We start from the raw sequence: 3,331 nt of genomic DNA, 5'->3' as shown, positions 1-3,331 counted from the left end.
GGCCCGTGGACCCGCTCTTTTCCGCCGGGCGGGGCCGCCGCTCAGCCGGACCCCGTCGGCCGCGGGGGCCCGCCGGCCAGCTCGCGCTCGATCCAGCGGCAGATCACGTCCACGACGTACACGTGTTCGGACCGGCTCAGCTCCCGCCCCTTCGGAATGCCGTGCCGCCGGGCCAGACAGCTCCGGCAGCAGGTCGCGGTCGCGTGCTGGGCGACGAAGACGGGATGGCCCCGGTACGGGGTCTGCTTGCCGTCCTTGCGCGGTGCGGCCGGGGCCAGCCGCTTCGCGATCAGGTCGTAGGCGTGCCACCGGAGGGTGGCCGGCCCCTTCAGCTCGGCGGTGGCCCGGTCCCGCCCGCGCAGGTGGAACCGCGCCCGGAACGGCTCCCGGGCGAGGTCGTCCAGCAGCCGGTCGAGCGGGCGGGCACCGGACGGGCCGGGATCGGGCGAAACGGTCATGCTCCCTCGAGCATACGGGTCGCCCGGTGACCGCCCGCTACTCGGGGACCCCCTCGGCGCTGCGCTGCTGCGGGATGGTGAAGGAGCCCTGCTGGAGGGCGACCGTGCGCACGGGGGAGGGGATGCGGATGCCCTCCTCCCGGTAGCGGCGGTGCAGGCGCTTGATGAACTCGTGCTTGATCCGGTACTGGTCGCTGAACTCGCCGATGCCCAGGATCACCGTGAAGCCGATCCGGGAGTCCCCGAAGGTGTGGAAGCGGATCGCGGGCTCGTGGTCCGGCAGCGCGCCGCCGACCTCGTGCATCACCTGGCGCACCACCTCGGCGGTCACCCGCTCCACGTGCTCCAGGTCGGAGTCGTAGCTCACGCCCACCTGCACCGGCACCGTCAGCCGCTGCTCGGGCCGGGTGTAGTTGGTCATGTTGGCCTTGGCGAGCTGTCCGTTGGGGATCACCACCAGGTTGTTGGACAGCTGGCGCACCGTCGTCTGGCGCCAGTTGATGTCGACGACGTACCCCTCCTCGCCGCTGCTCAGCTGGATGTAGTCGCCGGGCTGGACGGTCTTGGAGGCGAGGATGTGGATGCCGGCGAACAGGTTGGCGAGGGTGTCCTGCAGGGCGAGGGCCACCGCCAGACCGCCGACGCCCAGCGCGGTGAGCAGCGGCGCTATGGAGATCCCGAGGGTCTGCAGGACGACCAGGAAACCGATCGCCAGCACCAGCGCCCGGGTGATGTTGACGAAGATGGTCGCCGATCCGGCCACGCCCGAGCGGGACTGGGTGACCGACTGCACCAGCCCGGCGATGACCCGGGCCGCCGACAGGGTGGCCACGAGGATCAGCCACACCTCGAGGATCTGGTCGGTGTGGTGCTGCACGGTCCTGGTGAGCGGCAGCACGACCGCTGCCGTCGCCACACCGGCCGCGATCAGCGCCCACGGCACGATCGAACGCAGCGCGTCCACGATGACGTCGTCGCCGCTCCAGCGGGTCCGTTTGGCGGCCTTGGCCAGCCAGCGCAGCAGGGTCCGGGAGCAGAAGGCGAGCGCCAGGCCCGCGGCCACGGAGATGCCGGCGAGGAGGAGGTCGTCCAGGGTGAGCGCGCGGTTCACCGGTCACCTCCGCCGCGCCGGGTCCCTGCGGAGCGCCGTATGTGAGGTCTCGTCACGTTGTCACCTGCTCGATGTGCGGGATGTGCGAACGCGCCGGTCCCGGAACTCCGGTGACCGGCACGAGCGTTCATCCTGCCGTATCCGGAACACGGCATACCACCGGGGCGCCTTGCCCCGCGCGGCCCCGGATCAGATGATGCCCTCCGCGAGTTCGGCCTGGTCACGGTCGCTGCCGTAGGCCGCGGTGGGGGTGCCGTAGGAGCGGCGGGCGACGTACCACCAGGCGCTGGCCAGCAGGAGGACGACGGCCAGGGCCACCGCCGCGTAGTTCATCGTGTCGACGGTGACCGGCGAGGACTGCGGCAGACAGAACAGCACCGTCACACACGCCACCCAGCCCACCGCCACCCAGCCGACGGGCCTGCTCCACCGGCCCAGGTGCCAGGGCCCGGGCCGGAACCGGTCACCGGCCCGCAGCCGCAGCAGCACCGGGATGGCGTAGGCGGGGGTGATGCCGATGACGTTGATGGCGGTCACCGCGTTGTACGCCGTCGCCGAGTACAGCGACGGCAGCGCGAGGACCCCGGCCACGCCGACCGACAGCCAGACGGCGGCCACCGGGGTCTGCGTGCGCCGGCTGACCGTGCGCCACAGCCGGGAGCCGGGCAGCGCGCCGTCCCGGCTGAACGCGAACACCATCCGGCTGGCCGCGGCGACCTCGGCGTTCCCGCAGAACAGCTGGGCCACGATCACCACCAGCAGCAGTGCCTTCGCGCCGCCCGCGCCGAGGCCGTCCAGCAGGATCTGGGCCGGCGGCACCCCGGTGGCGGTGGTGCGGGTCGCGTCGTAGTCCTGGATGGCGAAGGTCAGCCCGGCCAGCAGCACGAAGCCGGCCAGCCAGGACACCCAGATGGCCCGGACGATGCCCTTGGCCGCGGACACCGAGGCGCGCGAGGTCTCCTCCGACAGGTGCGCGGAGGCGTCGTAGCCGGAGAAGGTGTACTGGGCGAGCAGCAGTCCGATCGCCGCCACGTACAACGGGTTCGACCAGCCGGTGTCGTTGACGAAGGTGGTGAACACGAAGGACGGCGAGCGGTGGTGGGCGGGCACGATCGCGAGCGCGCCGACGATGAGCGCGACGCCCGCCAGGTGCCACCAGACGCTGACCGAGTTGAGCAGGCTGACCACGCGGACGCCGAACAGGTTCAGCACCGCGTGCAGCAGGAGGACGGCGCAGAAGATCAGCATCGTCCTGCCGGGTGTCGGCGTGAAGCCCCACTGGAGGTTGGCGAACGCGCCGGTGAACAGGGCGGCGCCGTAGTCGATCCCGGCGATCGCGCCGAGCAGGCCGAGCAGGTTCAGCCAGCCCGTGTACCAGCCCCAGCGGCGCCCGCCGAGCCGGTCGGCCATGTAGTAGAGGGCGCCCGAGGTCGGATAGGCGCTGGTGACCTCGGCGAGCGAGAGGCCGACGCAGAGCACGAACAGGCCGACACCCGCCCAGCCCCACAGCATGACGGCGGGACCGCCGGTGTTCAGGCCGAAGCCGTACAGGGTCATGCAGCCGGACAGGATCGAGATCACCGAGAAGCTGATCGCGAAGTTGCCGAACCCGCCCATCCGGCGGGCCAGCACCGGCCGGTAACCGAGCTCGCGCAACCGCCGCTCCTCGTCCTGCTGCGGCAGCCCCGCCGAGGCGGACGGCTCGGGAGTGGGAGACATGCGGTGACCTCCGGGGGCGAGGGGTGTTCGGGTGGTGTGGGTG

General features: G+C 71.9%; 3 protein-coding genes. All 3 read right to left on the bottom strand.

Features of this window, described 5'->3' with window-relative positions; genetic code table 11:
- Nucleotides 1-41: 41 nt before the first annotated feature.
- The 3 genes from FRZ03_RS04115 to FRZ03_RS04105 all read right to left on the bottom strand — a co-directional run bounded on the left by FRZ03_RS04115 (nucleotide 42) and on the right by FRZ03_RS04105 (nucleotide 3,288).
- Nucleotides 42-458, bottom strand: a complete 417-nt coding sequence (locus tag FRZ03_RS04115) for a DUF4186 domain-containing protein (RefSeq protein ID WP_146463762.1) — start codon at nucleotides 456-458, stop codon at nucleotides 42-44.
- Between the two features lie 37 nt (nucleotides 459-495).
- Nucleotides 496-1,569, bottom strand: a complete 1,074-nt coding sequence (locus FRZ03_RS04110) for a mechanosensitive ion channel family protein (RefSeq protein ID WP_146463761.1) — start codon at nucleotides 1,567-1,569, stop codon at nucleotides 496-498.
- A gap of 189 nt (nucleotides 1,570-1,758) precedes the next feature.
- A complete protein-coding gene (locus FRZ03_RS04105) occupies nucleotides 1,759-3,288 on the bottom strand; it encodes an amino acid permease (protein ID WP_146463760.1) in 1,530 nt (509 codons plus the stop codon).
- Nucleotides 3,289-3,331: the final 43 nt, after the last annotated feature.

The organism is Streptomyces misionensis (assembly GCF_007896895.1).
GTDB lineage: Bacteria > Actinomycetota > Actinomycetes > Streptomycetales > Streptomycetaceae > Streptomyces > Streptomyces misionensis_A.
Note: the sequence above shows the minus strand (reverse complement) of the source record. Positions and strands in the feature narration are given on the sequence as shown.

Coding starts and splice junctions, on each gene's coding strand:
- FRZ03_RS04115 (WP_146463762.1), bottom strand. CDS start 458: ATGACCGTTTCGCCCGATCCCGGCCCGTCCGGTGCCCGCCCGCTCGAC.
- FRZ03_RS04105 (WP_146463760.1), bottom strand. CDS start 3,288: ATGTCTCCCACTCCCGAGCCGTCCGCCTCGGCGGGGCTGCCGCAGCAG.